Consider the following 16,466-nt stretch of genomic DNA (forward strand, 5'->3'; position numbering starts at 1 on the left):
GGACCCGCGGTCGGGGCGCGGGTCGTCGGATCAGGTCTGCGAGCGACGCTCGACGGTCGTCTGGGTGCCGTCGGGGTTGGTGACCGTCTCCACGGTGCGGGCGCGGCGACCGGAGTTCCACGTCACGGCGGTCAGCACGATGACGACGGCGCCGACGGCGGCCATGATCCAGCCGACCATGGTCAGGTCGACGCCCTCGATCTGGTCGGTGACCGCCAGGGCGAGCACCAGTCCGACGACCAGCAGGAACCCACCGAATCCGTAACCCATGACGACTCCTTCGTGCGTGTGGACCGGGCGGCTGCCCGGGCGCGTCACGACGATGCTCGGAGTCGTCGACGGCAGGTCCACCCCCACGGGTGGGCGTCGGGCCGGGCCCGGCACTCAGATCTCGTACGTCGCCCCGGTGGCCGCGAGCTCGATCGGACCCGAGTAGGCCGTGCGCGCCTCGGCCACCATCCCGTCGGCGTCGAACCACGGCGGGACGTGGGTGATGACCAGGCGACCGGTCCGTGAGCGGGCGGCGGTGGCGCCGGCCTCGACCCCGGTGAGGTGGATGCCCGGCGGGTTGTCGTCGACCTCGCGGAAGGACGCCTCGCACAGGAACAGCCGCGTGTTGGCGGCGATCCGGTCGAGGCCCTCGCAGGTGGCCGAGTCGCCGCTGTAGCCCAGCGTCGACTGCCCCACGCTGATCCGCAGCCCGTAGGCCTCGACCGGGTGCTCCACGGGGATCGGCAGGATCGTGAAGGGTCCCAGGGTGATCGGGCCGGCGTACTCGCGGAAGTCGAAGGCGTCGGCCATCCCGGCCCCGTCGGGCAGCCCGTAGGCCTCGGACATCCGCTCGGCGACCCCGGTGGGGCCGTAGACCGGGATCCGCGGCTGGGCGCCGTCGGGGTGGTACTTGCGCAGGACGTAGTAGCCGCACAGGTCGCTGCAGTGGTCGGGGTGCAGGTGGCTGAAGAGCACCGCGTCGACGGCCAGCGCGTCGGCATGGCGCTGCAGGACGCCGAGCGAGCCGCTGCCGAGGTCGAGCAGGATCCGCCAGGTGCGCTTGTCGTCGCCGTCGCCGACGTCGGCCTCGACGAGGTAGCAGCTCGCGCTGGCGTCGGGTCCCGGGTAGGACCCGGAGCACCCGATGATCGTGAGCCTCATCAGGCTGCTCCTCCGACGAACTGGGTGGCCGAGGCCATCTCGGGGCCGAGGAACCGACGGCCGATGGTCTCGAACTCGACCGGTGAGCCGGTGGTGACGAAGCGGTACGACGGCTCGCCCGAGGTGCGCATCAGACCGGTGTCGGCCAGCATCCGGTAGACGTCCTTGGCGCACTCCTCGGCGCTGCTGACCAGGGTGACGCCCTCGCCGACGACGTAGGAGATGACGCCGGTCAGCAGCGGGTAGTGCGTGCAGCCGAGGATCAGGGTGTCGACGCCGGCCTCGACGAGCGGGTCGAGGTAGTCGTGGGCGGCGGCGATCAGCTCGTCGCCGCCGGTGACGCCGGCCTCGACGAAGTCGACGAAGCGGGGGCAGGCGCGGGTGCTGAGCGTGACCTGAGGGGCGGCGGCGAACGCGTCGTCGTAGGCCCGGGAGTCGGCGGTCGAGCGGGTGCAGATCACGCCGATCCGACCGGTGTGGGTCGCGGCGACCGCGCGCCGGGTGGCCGGGAAGATGACCTCGACGACGGGCACGTCGTAGCGCTCGCGCGCGTCGCGGAGCATGGCAGCACTCGCCGAGTTGCACGCGATGACGAGGGCCTTGACTCCCTGGTGGACGAGGTGGTCCAGGCACTCGAGGGCGTACTCGCGGACCTCGCCGATCGGCTTGGGGCCGTAGGGCTGGCGGGCGGTGTCGCCGACGTAGAGGAGCGACTCGTGGGGCAGCTGGTCGATCACCGAGCGGGCGACGGTGAGGCCGCCGAAGCCGGAGTCGAAGATGCCGATCGGGGCGTCGCGCAGGCCCTGGCCGTCCGAGGACTCAGCGGGCCACCGGGGCGAAGGCGGCACGGTCACGAGACGCAACGGTACGGCGTACCCGTGCCTCGGCGCACGACGTCTCGGGGGTGATGTCCGCGACGTCCGGGGCCGGCACGCGCATAGGGTGGGGCCGTGCGCGAGATCGTGGTCTTCAGCGGCAACGCGCACCGCGCGCTGGCCGAGTCCATCTGCGAGCGGCTCGGGGTGCCCCTGTCACCGGTCGAGCTGACCCGCTTCTCCAACGACTGCCTGCAGGCCCAGCTGCAGGCCAACTGCCGCCAGCGCGACGTCTACCTGGTCCAGCCGCTGGTCCCGCCCACGCAGGAGCACCTGATGGAGCTGCTGCTGATGGTCGACGCGGCCCGCGGTGCCTCGGCGGACAAGATCACCGCGGTCGTGCCCTACTACGCCTACGCGCGCTCGGACAAGAAGGACGCCTCGCGGCTGTCCATCGGCGGGCGTCTGGTCGCCGACCTGCTCGCCACCGCCGGCGTCGATCGGGTGATCACCATGACCCTGCACGCCCCGCAGGTGCACGGGTTCTTCTCGATGCCCGTAGACCACCTCACCGCACTGGGGGTGCTTGCCGACCACTACCTCGGCCAGGACCTCGGCGACGCGGTGGTGGTCTCCCCCGACTTCGGCAACGCCAAGACCGCCACGCAGTTCGCCCGGCTCCTCGGACTGCCGGTGGCCGCCGGCAGCAAGAAGCGCCTGGCCGACGACCGGGTCGTCATCGACGCCATCGTCGGCGACGTGCACGGGCGGCGCGCGATCGTGCTCGACGACGAGATCGCCACCGGCGGCTCGATCGTCGAGCTGCTCGACCGGCTGCGCGACCAGGGCTGCACCGAGGCCTCGGTCGCCTGCACCCACGGCCTGTTCGTGGGCGCCGCCGTCGAGCGGCTCAAGGACCACCCGATGATCACCGAGGTCGTCACGACCGACACCGTGCCGCCGCCCGTCGTCCCGGGCGGGTGGCCGCAGCTGAGCGTCCTGTCGGTGGCCGGGCTGCTCGCCGAGGCCGTGGCCCGCATCCACGCCGGCGAGTCGGTCAGCAGCCTGTTCGACGGGGTCGATCCCGCGCTCGGCCCGCCTCAGCCGCGGCTCTTCGACTGACCCGGCGCGTCGGCGACGTCCGGACCGTACGCCGGCGCCCTCGAGGTCACCTCGACTGCTCGCCCAGCCTGCGCCGCGCCTCGTCGTGCCCGAACAGGCCGGGCAGGCCCAGCCGGGCGCCGACCGCGGCGGTGAGACGGGCGTGGTTGCTCTGCGCGGCTCCGCTGGTCACCAGCGTGTCCGCGCCGGCCGCGAGAGCCTCGGCGCAGGTCCACTGGAGCTTGCGGACCTTGTTGCCACCGCCGCCGGGTCCGACGAGGTCGTCGCGCTTCACCAGCAGGTCACCGGGTCGCAGCCCGAGAGCGTCACCGAGCCGGTCGGCCAGCTCGACGGGGGTGCGGATCGGGGCCAGGTCGACGGGGGTCAGGCTCACTCACCCTTCCTAGCAGGACCGGCCCCGGAGCATCCGCTCGGCGCAGCCCGGCCTCGACGCGGCACGTTGATTCTGACCGCCCCTCCACGTTCACTAACCGGTTAGTGAACGCAGGAACGCCCTCGTGCGGACGGCACGGACCGCGTCTCGTCCGTTCAGCGCAGCTCGGCCGCGGTCGGCCACGGGTTGAACGTGCAGCCCTGGGTGCCCTTCGACTGCTGCATCATCACCGGCGCGAGCGCACCGGCCCGCGGGCAGCTCGCGTGGCCGTTGCCGAGCCAGTGCCCGGTCTCGTGGTTGACGACCATGTGGCGGTAGTCGCGCAGCGAGCGGCGGGCCTTGTTCCAGGCCGGCGAGGCGTGCAGCCAACGGGTCTGGTTGATGACCACGAACCGGCCCGCCCGGCAGCTCCACGTCGTGCTGCAGATGCTGTCGTACGACGGCAGCCGGCTCGCCTCGGCGAGCACCACCGTGAACGACCCGCCGCTCGACACCCGCCGGAAGCTGACGCCCGAGGCGCGCCAGCCGCGCGGGTCCTCGTAGGTCTCCTGCACGAGCCGCTTGAACTCAGTCAGGTCGGCCGTGATCCGGCCGTCCGTCCTCACCGAGTAGGTGACCGAGCGGCGTACGTCGACGACGTGCTTGGCCAGGACCGAGGGCGAGCGCGCCGCGGTGGTCCGGCGGCCGGTGGAGGAACCGGTCACCTGCACGCTGATCCGGCGCCCGACGTCGGCGGGAGCCAGGGCGTAGCGCGCGGAGCGGGCGTTGGCGATCGGGTCCGGCCCGCGGAACCACCGGTAGGTGAAGCGCTCGGGCTGCGGCCACCAGCGGCCGACCCGGGCGGCGAGGACCCTGCCGTAGCGCGGGGTCCCGGCGACCTGCGGACGTTCGCGGTTGACCAGCGCCGCCCGCACCACCCGGGCGCGCTCGGGCGACGTCGCCGTCGCGGTGTTGCCCTCGGCCTCCGTGGCCGTGACGCGCACGCTGAGCCGGTGGCCGAGGTCGCGGGTGCCGAGCCGGTAGGTCGACGCGGTCGCGCCGCTGATCGCCTGACCGTCGCGCAGCCAGCGGTAGGTCTTGGTGACCCGGGCCGGCTCCCACGCGCCACCGGAGGTCGAGAGCGTGCGGCCCCACACGGGCTCGCCGCGGACCGTGGGCTCCAGGGTGCTGACGACCTCGCCCGCGCGGGCGGGCTCGGCGGAGGTCGATGGCACCACGAGGGCCAGGAGGGCGCTGGCGAGCACGGCGACGACCAGACCTCGGGGCTTCCACATGCCGTCACCGTAACCCGGGGGCGCCGGGTGCCAGGGTGTCCCCATGTCCCGGATCTCGCTGTCGCGCCTGGCCGGCGACCGCGTCCTGGTGGTCGACGGCGGGGCCACGCACGAGACCACCCGGGCCGACCTCCCGGCGTACGTCGCCGGGCGCGAGGCCGAGGGTGCCGAGGCGGCCGATCCCCCGCGATGGGTCTGGGACGACACGGCCCGCTGGTATCCCCCACTCCTCGCGGCGGGGGTGCGGGTCGCGCGCTGCCACGACCTGCGTCTGGGCCACCACCTGCTCCGGCGGGCGCCCGCGGTCGACCCGGGGCAGCTCGTCGGCGAGGAGTCCGAGCACTGGGACCGGCTCGGCCCGACCCAGCCCTCGGAGCCGGTGCTGTTCTCTGGCGACGACGTCGTCGAGCACCTGCGCGCCGACCTCGAGGACGCCCGGCAGCTGGCCGCGGTGGCCGCGGCGACCGGACCCGGCGAGGCGGCCCGCCTCGGGCTGCTGCTCGCGGCAGAGTCGTCCGGGGCGCTCGTCGCGGTCGAGATGACCCACGCCGGCCTGCCGTGGCGCGTCGACGTCCACGAGCGCCTGCTGGCCGACCTGCTCGGCCCGCGACCGCCGCGTGGCGCCCGACCGGCCGGCCTCGAGGCGCTGGCGGCCCAGGTGCGTACGGCGTTCGCCGCGCCCGGTCTCAACCCCGACTCGCGGCCCGAGCTGCTCACGGCGCTGCGCCGTGCCGGCCTCGAGGTCGCCGACACCCGCGCGTCGTCCCTGCGCCGGCTCGAGCACCCCGGCATCGAGCCGCTGCTGCGCTACAAACAGCTGGCCCACCTGTTCTCGACCAACGGCTGGGCGTGGATCGACCAGTGGGTCAGTGGCGGCCGGTTCCGGCCGTCGTACCAACCGGCGGGCTCGACCACCGGACGCTGGTCGTCCAACGGCGGTGGCGCGCTCTCCATCCCGGTGCAGGTGCGCCCGGCCGCGGTCGCCGACGACGGCTGGGTCCTGGTCGTCGCCGACGTCGCCCAGCTCGAGCCGCGGGTGCTGGCCGGGATGAGCGGCGACCGGGCGCTGGCCCGAGCCGCGCGCGGCGCGGACCTCTACCAGGGCATGGTCGACACCGGCGCCGTCGCGAGCCGCAACGACGCCAAGCTCGGCCTGCTCGGCGCGATGTACGGCGCCACCAGCGGCGAGAGCGGTCGGCTGCTGGCCGGTCTCGCGCGCCGCTACCCCGACGCCTTCGGCCTGGTCGAGACGGCCGCCCGCGCCGGCGAGCGCGGCCAGGTCGTGCGCACCCTGCTCGGGCGCGGCTCCCAGACGCTCGGCGAGGTGCCCGCGGACCCCGAGCAGCAGGCCGCCTACCGCCGCTCCTGGGGGCGCTTCACCCGCAACTTCGTGGTGCAGGGCACCGGCGCCGAGTGGGCGCTGTGCTGGATCGCCGACCTGCGCCACCGGCTCTGGGCCCTGGGCTCGGGCCGGCTCGAGGAGCGGCCGCACCTGGTGTTCTTCCTGCACGACGAGGTCGTGGTGCACGCCCCGGCCGACCTCGCCGGCCAGGTCGCCGCGGCGGCCACCGAAGCGGCCACCGCCGCGGGCGCGCTGGTCTTCCGCGATCTGCCGATCGACTTCCCGCTCAACGTCTCCGTCGTGGCGTCGTACGCCGACGCCGGCAAGCCGGGAGTGGCAACCCCGGGATAGGCGAGCTCAGCCCCGGTCGACGTCGATCCGGTGCAGGGCCAGCCCCCAGGCGACGCCCTTGGCGACGGCGCCGATGAGCAGGAACGCCTGCCCGGCAGCGGTGACGAACCAGCTGAGCGGCAGCGGGCCACCGTCGGTCAGCATCCACAAGCCCACGAAGGTGAGCAGGACACCGGGGATGATCGCGATCCCGGGAGAGGGGGCCTGCCAGGTCGTGGCTCCGGCGCGGGGGGATGACATACCCCCAGTGTCGGTCATCGACCGCCGGTGCGGTGCGCGATCAGGCCCAGAGCTGACCCTCGAGCCGGTCCTCGGCCTCGTCGACGGTGCCCTCGTAGGCGCCGGTGGAGAGGTACTTCCAGCCGCCGTCGCACACGATGAACACGATGTCGGCACGCTCGCCGGCCTGCACCGCCTTGGCGGCCTGGCCGAGCGCGGCGTGCAGGATCGCGCCGGTCGAGACACCGGCGAAGATGCCCTCGAGCTCGAGCAGCTCGCGCACCCGGCGTACGGCGTCACGCGGGCCGACCGAGAAGCGCGAGTCGATCAGGTCGGCGTCGTAGAGCTCGGGCACGAAGCCCTCGTCGAGGTTGCGCAGCCCGTAGACGAGCTCGCCGTAGCGGGGCTCGGCGGCGACGATGCGCACCTCGGGCTTGGCGCGGCGGAAGAAGCGCGAGACGCCCATCAGGGTGCCGGTGGTGCCGAGGCCGGCGACGAAGTGGGTGATCGAGGGCAGGTCGGCGAGCACCTCGGGGCCGGTGCCGCGCTCGTGGGAGAGCGCGTTGGCGGCGTTGCCGTACTGGTAGAGCATCACCCAGTCGGGGTGCTCGGCGGCGACCCGCTTCGCCACGCGGACCGCCTCGTTGGAGCCGCCGGCCGCGGGCGAGGAGATGATCTCGGCGCCCCACATCTGCAGCAGCTGACGGCGCTCGACCGAGGTGTTCTCGGGCATCACGCAGACGATCCGGTAGCCCTTGAGCTTGGCCGCCATCGCCAGCGAGATGCCGGTGTTGCCCGAGGTGGGCTCGAGGATCGTGCACCCGGGACGCAGCGTGCCGTCCTTCTCCGCCTCCTCGATCATCATCAGCGCCGGGCGGTCCTTGATCGAGCCGGTCGGGTTGCGGTCCTCGAGCTTGGCCCACAGGCGTACGTCGGGGCTCGGCGAGAGCCGCGGCATCCCCACGAGCGGGGTGTTGCCGACGGACGCGAGGAGGTTGTCGTAGCGCACGGCTCCAGTGTGACAGTCGCCGCGAACCTCGCCGTGATCGTCAGACGTGCCCGGACAGCTGGGCCATCCGGGTCTCGAGGGCGTCGAGGTAGGCGTCGCGCTGGGCCGTCGAGACGGCGTCGCCGTCGAGGTGGCTGCACGCCGGCAGCACGTCGATCGAGAGCTTGGCCGCACCGGCCAGCGCGCGCAGCTCGTCGAGGCGGTCGCCGAACGGCGTACCGCTGCCCGGTGAGTAGGAGCGCACCACCTCGTCGACGTCGTCGGCGAACAGGTCGACCTTGGTCACCACCACGACCAGCCAGGTCGGGTGCGGACGGCGGACGGCCATCGAGGCGATGCGGTGGGCGGTGACGGTCCAGTCCTCGAGCTCGCGGGCGCGCTGCTCCTCGCGCTCGACGAGGGCGGGGCCGGTGGTGCCGGCCAGCCGGCGTCCGGTGGCCAGGCCGTCGGCGACCACGTGGAGCACGCCGTCGACGGGGTCGTCGTGGAACACCTCGTCGAGCGCGCCGAGGCGGGTGGCGGCGTTCTCGCCGGGCACGACCCGGAACCGGAAGCCCCGCAGGCGCCGGTCGCGGCGCACGCGGCGCTCCATGACGGCCGAGCCCGACTCCGACGTGCCGCCGGGCGCCGCCCGACCGCACAGGTGGTCGACCAGCTCGGTCTTGCCGACGCCGGTCATGCCGGTGACCGCGACCGTCGGGTAGCGGCGTTGGAAGGTGCCGGTGATCCGGTCGCGCCCGCGGCCGATCGCCGACGGCACGTCGCGCACGCCCATCAGCGCAGGAAGTAGGTCGGGTCGAACTCCTCGAGCGGGATGATCCGCACCCGCGGGAGCTCGGCGTTGAACGCCCGGACGTCGTACTCGAGGTCGAAGTGCTCGACCCCCTCGATCGCCAGCTGGGTGCTGGTGAACTCCCGGAACCCCAGGACCCCGACCCGTCGGTCGGGCAGCAGCGCGTGGATCGCCTCGGCGAAGTCGGCGTCGTGGCTGCCGAGGACGACGTCGGCGTCACCGCGCTCGCGCAGCGCCTCGAGGGTGCGCAGGATGCCGATGTCGACGACCTTCTCGTCGGCGCGCCCCGACAGCGGGACGGGTCGGTACTCCATGGCCAGCAGCGCCTGCACGAAGCCCGTGGGCAGGTTGCCGTTGCTGGCGTTGAGGAAGAACAGGCCGGTGACCGGCTGGCCCCACTGCTCCTCGAGGTAGGTCGTGACCCGCTCCCAGCGGGGACGCTCCTCGGGCAGCGGACGACGGCCGAGCACCGCCGAGCCGAGCGTGGCGTCGAGGTTCTCACCGTCGACGAGGACGAACGTTCGGCGCTCGGTCATGCGTGGAGACTATCCACCAGGCGCCACCACGGTGATCGAGCTGCCCGGACCAGACGGTGGTCGAGGAGGTTGCGCTGGCAACCGTCTCGAGACCACGCGACCGGGGCGACGAGGTGAGGTCGCCGGTCGGCGGCTGTGGAGTGGTCTCGAGACAGGCGCTAGCGCGCCTTCCTCGACCGGCGTGTGATGACCGTGGGGGTTATGCCGCGCCTCCGGCGACGGCGGGCAGCACGACGACCTGGTCGCCGTCCTTGAGCTCGGCGTCGAGCGAGCCGATGAACCGCACGTCCTCGTCGTTGACGTAGACGTTGACGAAGCGGCGCAGCTCGATGGAGCCGTTCTTGTCCTCGACCAGGCGGTCCTTGAGGCCGGGGTGGCTGCCCTCGAGGTCGTCGATCAGCGCGCGCAGCGTGGCGCCGGCGCCGTCGACGGCCTTCTCGCCGTCGGTGTAGGTGCGGAGGATGGTCGGGATGCGGACCTCGATGGCCATGGCGGTGCTCCTAGATCTCGGGTGTGAGGGAAGGGACGACGGTGATGTCTTCCTCGGTCACGACGCCGTCGACGATCCTGTAGGACCTGAACTCGACCGGACCCTCGTTATTCCCGTGCTCGCGGGTGCTGACCAGCACGTAGTGGGCGCCCGGCTCGCTGGCCAGGCCGATGTCGGTGACGCTGGGGTAGGCCTCGGTCGCGGTGTGCGAGTGGTAGACCACGACGGCTTCCTCGTCGCGGTCCCACATCTGCTTGTAGAGCGCGAGCAGCTCGGTGGAGTCGAACTCGTAGAACGTGGGGCTCCCGGCCGCGTTGACCATCGGCACGTGCCGCTCGGGCCGGTCGCTGCCCTCGGGGCCGGCCACGACGCCGCAGGCCTCGTCGGGGTGGTCGCGCTTGGCGTGCGCCACGATGGCGTCGTACGTCGCCTGGTCGATGGTGAGCACGACATCGAGGGTAGTGGCCCGCGACCCGGTCACCGTGCCCGGTATCTCCGCTCGGGACGGCCCGCCGAGCCGTAGCGGAGCCGCACCTCGGCCGCGGCGGTCTCGACGAAGTGCTCGAGGTAGCGACGCGCCGTCACCCGCGAGAGCCCGACCAGCTCGCCGGCCTCGGAGGCGGAGATCTCGGTGCGCTCGCGCATCGCGGCCAGCACCAGGTCGGCGGTCTCGGGGCTCAGGCCCTTGGGCAACGGCCCGCTGCCGGGGCGCAGCGGCGTGGTCCCGAACGCCTGGTCGATGGCCGCCTGGTCGGCGTCGCCGTTGCCGCCGGCCAGGACGCCCAGCGCGGCGGCGACGCGGTGCAGCCGGTCGGCGAGGTCGGCGTGGTCGAACGGCTTGACGAGGTACTGCATCGCCCCGCCGTGCAGCGCAGCCCGCACGGCCTCGGCCCCGCGCTCGGCGGTGACCATGACGACGGCGGTGTGGTGACCGGCCGCGCGCAGCCGGGCCAGGACCTCGAGCCCACCGAGGTCGGGCAGGTGGACGTCGAGCAGCACCAGGTCGGGGTCGACCTCCTCGACGAGGCGGAGCGCGTCGGCACCGGTGTGGGCGGTGCCGACGACCTCGAAGCCGTCGGTCTGCTCGACGAAGCGGGCGTGGATGCGCGCCACCATGAAGTCGTCGTCGACGACGAGCACCCCGATCACGTCTCGACACCCTGCCGTACGGCGGCGGCGGACACACCTCGAGGCAGGACGACCCGGAACTCCGCGCCTCCCTCCTCCGCGGCCCGGTCGACCTCGACCCGCCCGCCGCGCTGGGTGCAGATCAGCTGCACCAGCGGCAGGCCGATCCCCCGTCCGCCGAGCACGTCGGGCTTGGTGGAGAAGCCGCGCACGAAGATCGCGTCGCGCAGCTCGTCGGGGACGCCCGGCCCGTTGTCGCGCACCCGGACGTGGACGTCGCCGTCGACCTCGGTGACCCACACCTCGACCTGCGCGTCGGCCGTCCCGGCGCATGCGTCGACGGCGTTGTCGACCAGGTTGCCCACGACGGTGGTCAGGTCGGCGGACACCTCGGCGGGCAGCGGCCCGAGCCGCGAACCGGGGTCGAGGACGAGCTCCACGCCGCGCTCCACGGCGACGGCGTCCTTGGCGATCATCAGCGCGGCGAGGGCCGGGTCCTCGAGACGGGCCGACACGAACGCGCCGATCTCGGACCGGTGCCGGGTGATGCGGCCGACCAGCGTGCGCACCTCGTCGTACTCACCGAGCTGGACCAGGCCGGAGATGGTGTGCAGCTGGTTGTCGAACTCGTGGGTCTGGGCCCGCAACGTGTCGGTGATCGACAGGTTGGAGCTCAGCTGGCTCTGCAGCGACAGCAGCTCGGTGCGGTCGCGCAGCGTCGTCACGCTGCCGATGCCGCGACCGCGCGAGGACGCCGAGCGGCGGTTGAACACGACGACCCGGCCGCCGACCAGGGCGACGGCGTCCTGCACCTCGCCGGCCCCGGCGTCCGCCCCGTCGGTGCCTGCGGCGCCGGCTCCGTCGAGGAGGGCCTCGACGTGCGGTCCGAGCCCGAGGTCGGCGATGTGGCGGCCGACGGGATCGGCGGCGACCCCCAGTGTGACCCGCGCGGCGTCGTTCATCATCGTGACCCGGCCGTCGGTGCCGACGGCGACGACCCCCTCGCGGATGCTGTGCAGCAGGGCCTCGCGGTGGTCGGCGAGGTTGGCGATCTCGGTCGGGGCCAGCCCGCGCGTGCTGCGCTTGACGACCCGCGACACGACGTAGGTGCCGACGACGCCCAGCAGGGCACCGAGCCCGAGGTAGAGCGCGAGGTTGCCGGCCGCACCGGTGAGCCGGTCACCGATCGACGGGTAGGTCTGCTCGGCGAGCACGGCACCGACGAGCCGGACCCGCGTGCCGGATCCCGAGGCGTCCGGTACGACGGCGTAGACCGGCGCGTGGCCGGCGACCGCACGCTCGCCGTCCCCCGAGGCCCCGGGCTCGACGTTGCCGACCCACCCCCGTCCCTGCAGCACGTCGCTGTCACCGAGGTCGGCCCGGGAGCCGACCAGGGACGGGTCGGACGCCGCCAGCACCACGCCGTCGAGCGAGACCACGAGCACGTCCGTGGCGTCGGACGGGCTCAGGCCGCTCTCGATCGGCGGTGCCAGCAGCCGGGCCACCTCGGGGCCGGCGACCTCGCCATCGACCGCCGCCAGCAGGGTCGAGCGGACGAAGTCCTGGGCGGCGAGCGACTCGGCCACCGAGCGCATCGCCGGTCCCCGTTCGGACTCGAAGGTCGCGGTCGACTGCCGCACGCTGATCACGCCCACGATGAGGAGCAGCAGGGCGACCACCCCCAGCTGCAGGAGCAGGAACTGCCCGGCCAACGTCAGCTCGCGACGTCGTCCCCTCACCCCCGCGACCACAACGACCACAACCTCCTTTGCCACCGCAAGGGTGACGGGCGCCACACCTCCAGGACATGCTCCACGGCGTGTCACCTACATCACACCACCGAACCGGCCGATCCCGCCGGACCCGGCCGTTCGTCGCGGTCGTGGTCGCGATCGCACTGGCCTGCGCCACGTCGTCCTGCGGCGTCACCCGTGGCTCCGACGACCCCCACAACCGCCGGCTGCAGATGATGATCCCCAACAGCCCCGGCGGCGGCTACGACCTCACCGGTCGGGCGGCGGCCAAGGCGTTGGAGGACAACGACCTCACCGGCCGGTTCGAGATCACCAACGTGCTCGGGGCGAGCGGCACCGTCGCGATGCAGCGCCTGGCCAACTCCGAGGGCGCCGACGACCTGGTGATGACCATGGGCCTGGGCGTGGTCGGCGCGGTCTACACCAACAGGTCCGACGCCCGCGTGTCCGACATGACCCCGATCGCCCGGCTGGTCGAGGAGCAGGAGGGCCTGCTGGTCCCGGCCGACTCGCCGTTCAAGACCGTCGACGACCTGGTGGAGGCCTGGGAGGCCGACCCCGGCTCGGTGACCATCGGCGGTGGCTCGTCGCCGGGCGGACCCGACCACCTGTTCCCGTTCCAGCTGGCCCAGGAGGTCGGCATCGAGCCGCGCGACGTCACCTACGTCCCCTACGACGGCGGCGGCCCGCTGACGACGGCGCTCCTGGGCGAGAAGATCGACGTCGGCACCTCCGGTCTCGGCGAGTTCGAGGGCCAGATCGAGGACGGCTCGCTGCGCGTCCTGGCCGTCTCCGGCGAGGAGCGCCTCGACGGCGTCGATGCGCCGACCCTGACCGAGTCCGGCATCGACCTGGTCTTCACCAACTGGCGCGGCGTCCTCGCCCCGCCCGACATCAGCCAGGAGCAGGTCGACTACCTCGTCGACCTCTTCACCGAGATGCACGACACGGACGAGTGGCGCGAGGCCCTCGCCCTCAACGGCTGGACCGACAACTTCGCCACCGGCGAGGAGTTCACGACGTTCCTCGAGGAGCAGGACCGACGCGTCGAGGACACCCTGAAGGAGCTGGGACTCGCATGACCACGACCACCAACGAACCGGGCACCGCGACCGAGGGCCCACGGATCGTCGACCGGGCGCAGTACGGCCTCGCGGCCTTCCTGGTCGCCGTCGGCGGCTACGTCGTCTACGACGCGACCACCATCCCCGCCGGGTTCGCCGACCAGCCGGTGCAGCCCTACGCGTTCCCGTACGTCGTCGGCGCGGCCCTGCTGGTGCTCGGCGTCCTGCTCGCCGTGGCGACCGCACGCGGCGACCGGCCCGAGGCCGAGGACGGCGAGGACGTCGACCTCAGCGCCGGCAGCGACTGGCGCACCGTCGCCCTGCTCGTCGTGGTGTTCGCCGCCAACGTGCTGCTCATCGGCTGGCTCGGGTGGGCCATCACCGGGGCGCTGCTCTTCGCCGGCGCCGCCGGCGTGCTCGGCAGCCGCACCCACGTCAAGGACCTGGCGATCGGCGCGGCCCTCTCGGTCGGCACCTGGTACGGCTTCTACGTCGGCCTCGGCATCCCGATCCCCGCCGGCATCCTGGACGGGATCCTCTGATGGACCTGCTGCTCGAGGGCTTCCAGACCGCCCTGACCCCCCAGAACCTGATGTTCGCCGTCATCGGCGTGCTGCTCGGCACCGCCGTGGGCGTGCTGCCCGGCATCGGGCCCGCGATGACCGTCGCCCTGCTCCTGCCGGTGACCTACAGCGTCGCGCCGGAGAGCGCGCTCATCATGTTCGCCGGCATCTACTACGGCGGCATGTACGGCGGCTCGACCACCTCGATCCTGCTCAACACCCCCGGGGAGTCGTCGTCGGTCGTGACCGCGATCGAGGGCAACAAGATGGCCAAGGCCGGTCGCGCCTCCCAGGCGCTGGCCACGGCCGCGATCGGCTCCTTCGTCGCCGGCACCATCGGCACGATCCTGCTGGTCCTGCTAGCCCCCACCGTCGCCGACCAGGTCGTCAAGCTCGGCGCCCCGTCGTACTTCGCGATCATGGTGCTGGCCCTCTTCGCCGTCACCGCGGTGCTCGGCACCTCCAAGCTGCGCGGGTTCGTGTCGCTCTCCCTGGGGCTGGCGATCGGGCTGGTCGGCACGATGTCCGGCCCGGCCCGCCTCACGCTGGGGTCGCCCCAGCTCGCCGACGGCATCGACGTCGTGGTGGTCGCCGTGGCGATCTTCGCGATCGGCGAGGCGCTGTGGGTCGCGGCCCACCTGCGCCGCAAGCCGCTCGAGGTCATCCCCGTGGGCCAGCCCTGGATGAGCAAGGCCGACTGGGGCCGGTCGTGGAAGCCGTGGCTGCGCGGCACGGCGTTCGGCTTCCCGTTCGGAGCCCTGCCGGCCGGTGGCGCCGAGGTGCCGACGTTCCTGTCCTACATCACCGAGAAGAAGCTCTCCAAGCACCCCGAGGAGTTCGGCAAGGGCGCCATCGAGGGCGTCGCCGGCCCCGAGGCCGCCAACAACGCCTCGGCCGCCGGCACCCTGGTCCCGCTGCTCGCCATCGGCCTGCCGACCACCGCGACCGCCGCGGTGATCCTGGTCGCCATCCGCAGCTACGGCATCCAGCCCGGACCCCAGCTCTTCGACACCGAGCCGGCCCTGGTCTGGGCCCTGCTGGCCAGCCTGTTCGTGGCCAACCTGCTGCTGCTGGTCCTCAACCTGCCCCTCGCCCCGGTCTGGGCCAAGCTGCTGCAGATCCCGCGCCCCTACCTCTACGCCGGCATCCTCTTCTTCGCCTCGCTCGGCGCCTACAGCGTCAACTTCTCCGCCTTCGACCTCGGCCTGCTGCTGGTGATCGGCCTGCTGGGCCTGGCCATGCGGCGCTTCGGGCTGCCGGTGCTGCCGCTGATCATCGGGGTCATCCTGTGCCCGCGGATCGAGGAGCAGCTGACCACCGCGCTCAACATCTCCCAGGGCGACGTCAGCACCCTGTGGAGCGAGCCGGTCGCGATCGGCGTCTACATCGTGATGGCCCTGCTGCTGCTCGCCATGGCGATCAGCGCCCGACGCAAGACCGAGCCCGCGTTCCCCGCGCGGGCCGACTCCTACGACAGTGCGGACTTCTGACATGACGATCGTGGTGGGCTACAGCCCCGACGCCTACGGCCGTGCGGCCCTCGACCACGCGGCCGCCGAGGCCACCGAGAGGCGCGAGCGGCTCGTGGTGGTCAACGCGACCGCCGGGCAGAGCCTGGTCGACAAGGGCTACGCCCACGACGACGACATCGCTTCGCTCACTGCCCGGCTCGAGGCCGACGGTCTCGACCACGCCGTGATCCACGAGGTGGTGGCCGACGTGGCCGACGCCGTGCTGGCCGCCGCGACCTCGGAGCAGGCGCGCCTGATCGTGGTCGGCGTACGCCGGCGCACGCCGGTCGGCAAGCTGCTCCTGGGCAGCGTGGCGCAGCGGGTGATCCTCGAGGCGGCGTGCCCGGTGCTGGCGGTCAAGCCGCCGAGCTGATCAGCCCGCGACTCAGCCCCGCGACAGCGCGTCGACGAGGGTCTCCTGGAGACCGCCGACCCACTGGTAGATGTCGTGGGCCTGGGCCCGCGGGTCCTCGTCGGGCAGCGACCACCAGTAGTCCTCGTCGTCGTCCTCGACCCCGAGCCGGGTGGCCAGGGCGAGGCGGACGTCGTTGAAGGACCGCAGCCAGGTCATCGCCTCGGGCTCGTCGAGCTCGACGTCGATCATCAGCCCGTCCTCCTCGAGCAGCGGCGGGAGGCCGGCCTCCTCGAGGGTGTCGATCACGGTGGAGGCCGCCTGCGCCTTGCCGTCGCGCAGGGCGCCCTCGGTGAAGCGCCGGAACTCCGAGGCGGCCTCGTCGTCGTCGGCGTACGCCGAGGGGAACAGCCGGGCGAGCACGGGGTCCTCGGGCGGCGCGGTGGGGCCGGAGAAGTCCATCAGCGCCTCGAACGGGTCGCGGTCGTCGACGGTCGCCGACTCGTTGCGCAGCAGCTCGACGAGCTGACCCGTCAACGAGCGCAGCAGGTCGGCCTCGAACCCGGTGAAGGTCGCGATGACCCTCCCGCTGCGTCGGTGCCGCGTGAAGCCACCCAT

General features: G+C 73.0%; 20 protein-coding genes. 6 read left to right on the forward strand and 14 right to left on the reverse strand.

Translation table 11 applies throughout. The features are described from left to right. Window positions 1–30 precede the first annotated feature (30 nt). From FJQ56_RS04260 to murI, 3 genes are all read right to left on the reverse strand, one after another. Window positions 31–270, reverse strand: a complete 240-nt coding sequence (locus tag FJQ56_RS04260) for a DUF6458 family protein (RefSeq protein ID WP_140007922.1) — start codon at window positions 268–270, stop codon at window positions 31–33. A gap of 114 nt (window positions 271–384) precedes the next feature. Continuing rightward, the gene (locus tag FJQ56_RS04265) at window positions 385–1,152 is read right to left on the reverse strand and encodes an MBL fold metallo-hydrolase (RefSeq protein WP_140007923.1); all 768 of its coding nucleotides are present in this window, start codon (window positions 1,150–1,152) and stop codon (window positions 385–387) included. After that, window positions 1,152–2,006, reverse strand: a complete 855-nt coding sequence (murI, locus tag FJQ56_RS04270; protein WP_246083985.1) for a glutamate racemase — start codon at window positions 2,004–2,006, stop codon at window positions 1,152–1,154. The genes FJQ56_RS04265 and murI overlap by 1 nt, the downstream gene beginning before the upstream one ends. Before the next feature lie 96 nt (window positions 2,007–2,102). Between murI and FJQ56_RS04275 the strand changes: the two genes are divergently transcribed. Then, the gene (locus tag FJQ56_RS04275) at window positions 2,103–3,089 is read left to right on the forward strand and encodes a ribose-phosphate diphosphokinase (protein WP_140007924.1); all 987 of its coding nucleotides are present in this window, start codon (window positions 2,103–2,105) and stop codon (window positions 3,087–3,089) included. A 46-nt stretch (window positions 3,090–3,135) separates the two neighbouring features. Here the strand turns inward: FJQ56_RS04275 and FJQ56_RS04280 are convergent, their stop codons facing one another. Further along, window positions 3,136–3,462 (reverse strand): pyridoxal-phosphate dependent enzyme, encoded by a 327-nt coding sequence (locus tag FJQ56_RS04280; RefSeq protein ID WP_140007925.1) that lies wholly within the window; start codon window positions 3,460–3,462, stop codon window positions 3,136–3,138. Between the two features lie 155 nt (window positions 3,463–3,617). Beyond that, window positions 3,618–4,736 carry a DUF3152 domain-containing protein gene (locus FJQ56_RS04285; protein ID WP_170215253.1) on the reverse strand — a complete coding sequence of 373 codons (1,119 nt, stop codon included), beginning with the start codon at window positions 4,734–4,736 and terminating at the stop codon, window positions 3,618–3,620. 43 nt (window positions 4,737–4,779) lie between these two features. On the opposite strand from FJQ56_RS04285, the gene FJQ56_RS04290 reads away from it, so the two are divergent. Then, on the forward strand, window positions 4,780–6,429 hold the full coding sequence (locus tag FJQ56_RS04290; RefSeq protein WP_140007927.1) for a bifunctional 3'-5' exonuclease/DNA polymerase: 1,650 nt from the start codon (window positions 4,780–4,782) through the stop codon (window positions 6,427–6,429). A 6-nt stretch (window positions 6,430–6,435) separates the two neighbouring features. Here the strand turns inward: FJQ56_RS04290 and FJQ56_RS04295 are convergent, their stop codons facing one another. The 8 genes from FJQ56_RS04295 to FJQ56_RS04330 all read right to left on the reverse strand — a co-directional run bounded on the left by FJQ56_RS04295 (window position 6,436) and on the right by FJQ56_RS04330 (window position 12,343). After that, the gene (locus FJQ56_RS04295) at window positions 6,436–6,669 is read right to left on the reverse strand and encodes a hypothetical protein (RefSeq protein WP_140007928.1); all 234 of its coding nucleotides are present in this window, start codon (window positions 6,667–6,669) and stop codon (window positions 6,436–6,438) included. A gap of 40 nt (window positions 6,670–6,709) precedes the next feature. Further along, window positions 6,710–7,657, reverse strand: a complete 948-nt coding sequence (locus tag FJQ56_RS04300) for a PLP-dependent cysteine synthase family protein (RefSeq protein ID WP_140007929.1) — start codon at window positions 7,655–7,657, stop codon at window positions 6,710–6,712. A gap of 40 nt (window positions 7,658–7,697) precedes the next feature. Beyond that, window positions 7,698–8,432 carry a GTPase domain-containing protein gene (locus FJQ56_RS04305; RefSeq protein ID WP_140007930.1) on the reverse strand — a complete coding sequence of 245 codons (735 nt, stop codon included), beginning with the start codon at window positions 8,430–8,432 and terminating at the stop codon, window positions 7,698–7,700. Continuing rightward, window positions 8,432–8,986: an NYN domain-containing protein gene (locus FJQ56_RS04310; RefSeq protein WP_140007931.1), complete on the reverse strand. Its 555-nt coding sequence runs from the start codon at window positions 8,984–8,986 to the stop codon at window positions 8,432–8,434. Before FJQ56_RS04310 ends, FJQ56_RS04305 begins: the two co-directional genes overlap by 1 nt. 199 nt (window positions 8,987–9,185) lie before the next feature. Beyond that, window positions 9,186–9,476, reverse strand: coding sequence for a MoaD/ThiS family protein (locus FJQ56_RS04315; protein WP_140007932.1), 291 nt, complete (start codon window positions 9,474–9,476; stop codon window positions 9,186–9,188). A gap of 10 nt (window positions 9,477–9,486) precedes the next feature. After that, window positions 9,487–9,924 (reverse strand): M67 family metallopeptidase, encoded by a 438-nt coding sequence (locus tag FJQ56_RS04320; RefSeq protein ID WP_140007933.1) that lies wholly within the window; start codon window positions 9,922–9,924, stop codon window positions 9,487–9,489. 29 nt (window positions 9,925–9,953) lie between these two features. Then, on the reverse strand, window positions 9,954–10,625 hold the full coding sequence (locus FJQ56_RS04325) for a response regulator (protein ID WP_140007934.1): 672 nt from the start codon (window positions 10,623–10,625) through the stop codon (window positions 9,954–9,956). After that, window positions 10,622–12,343 carry a sensor histidine kinase gene (locus tag FJQ56_RS04330; protein WP_140007935.1) on the reverse strand — a complete coding sequence of 574 codons (1,722 nt, stop codon included), beginning with the start codon at window positions 12,341–12,343 and terminating at the stop codon, window positions 10,622–10,624. Before FJQ56_RS04330 ends, FJQ56_RS04325 begins: the two co-directional genes overlap by 4 nt. 143 nt (window positions 12,344–12,486) lie before the next feature. Here FJQ56_RS04330 and FJQ56_RS04335 point away from each other — a divergent pair, with 143 nt between their 5' ends. Genes FJQ56_RS04335 through FJQ56_RS04350 form a run of 4 tightly spaced genes read left to right on the forward strand, consistent with a single transcriptional unit; the run spans window position 12,487 to window position 15,869 of the window. Then, on the forward strand, window positions 12,487–13,440 hold the full coding sequence (locus FJQ56_RS04335) for a Bug family tripartite tricarboxylate transporter substrate binding protein (protein ID WP_246083986.1): 954 nt from the start codon (window positions 12,487–12,489) through the stop codon (window positions 13,438–13,440). Continuing rightward, window positions 13,437–13,964: a tripartite tricarboxylate transporter TctB family protein gene (locus FJQ56_RS04340; protein WP_140007937.1), complete on the forward strand. Its 528-nt coding sequence runs from the start codon at window positions 13,437–13,439 to the stop codon at window positions 13,962–13,964. The genes FJQ56_RS04335 and FJQ56_RS04340 overlap by 4 nt, the downstream gene beginning before the upstream one ends. Then, on the forward strand, window positions 13,964–15,475 hold the full coding sequence (locus FJQ56_RS04345) for a tripartite tricarboxylate transporter permease (RefSeq protein WP_140007938.1): 1,512 nt from the start codon (window positions 13,964–13,966) through the stop codon (window positions 15,473–15,475). The genes FJQ56_RS04340 and FJQ56_RS04345 overlap by 1 nt, the downstream gene beginning before the upstream one ends. A 1-nt stretch (window position 15,476) precedes the next feature. Continuing rightward, complete coding sequence (locus tag FJQ56_RS04350) at window positions 15,477–15,869, forward strand: universal stress protein (RefSeq protein ID WP_140007939.1); 393 nt, start codon at window positions 15,477–15,479, stop codon at window positions 15,867–15,869. A gap of 12 nt (window positions 15,870–15,881) precedes the next feature. Here FJQ56_RS04350 and FJQ56_RS04355 read toward each other — a convergent pair whose 3' ends face one another. Then, window positions 15,882–16,466, reverse strand: a complete 585-nt coding sequence (locus FJQ56_RS04355) for a DUF2017 domain-containing protein (RefSeq protein ID WP_140007940.1) — start codon at window positions 16,464–16,466, stop codon at window positions 15,882–15,884.

Origin of the sequence: Nocardioides plantarum (assembly GCF_006346395.1) — a bacterium.
Taxonomy (GTDB): domain Bacteria; phylum Actinomycetota; class Actinomycetes; order Propionibacteriales; family Nocardioidaceae; genus Nocardioides; species Nocardioides plantarum.